The sequence below is a fragment of the Komagataeibacter melomenusus genome (assembly GCF_013155395.1).
Lineage (GTDB): Bacteria > Pseudomonadota > Alphaproteobacteria > Acetobacterales > Acetobacteraceae > Komagataeibacter > Komagataeibacter melomenusus.
In genome coordinates this window covers 1-484 of record NZ_JABJWC010000115.1, presented here as the reverse complement: position 1 = coordinate 484, position 484 = coordinate 1, and the positions used below count along the sequence as shown (strand labels likewise).

The following is a 484-nucleotide window of genomic DNA, read 5'->3' as shown; positions in this document are numbered from 1 at the left end:
CTCGAATTCCATGTTGATCTCAGCCGCATTTAGCATGTCCGGAGATTGATCTACATCGAGCGTCATGATGGCCATTTTATCAGCCAATATCGACTTGGAAGTGATGGCGAAAGTCGAGGTATTGTCATTGAAAGCATTCATGATACTTTCAACTGTGGACAGGTCTGGGCAAATAGCGTTGATGCGAAGCCGCACTGGCTGAATGATCTTCCCGTTCTTCACATCAACGTCCAGCGCCTCGGTATACACCTGAGCTTCCGTCTGGTCTTTCGTTGCCAACGGCTTCGACACCACGGAAGCCGGTGAATAAATTTCCACTTTCTTGACTTGGAGACTCTTCCAAACGGAAAGTTTGGTTACATCATCACGAATAGTGAGAGTAGGCGTGTTGAGAATGGCCTTGAGGAAAGAGTTCAATTGGCACCTCAGAACAAGTCTGCGGCGTTCTGGACGCCGTTCACTGCGTAGTCGAACAGATCACTGG

1 protein-coding gene is annotated in these 484 nt (G+C 48.6%); it reads right to left on the bottom strand.

Annotation, left to right across the window (positions count from 1 at the left end; translation table 11 throughout):
• The coding region (locus HNW77_RS17300) for a hypothetical protein (RefSeq protein WP_172159332.1) at window positions 1–417 on the bottom strand (417 nt) is incomplete at its 3' end.
• Window positions 418–484: the final 67 nt, after the last annotated feature.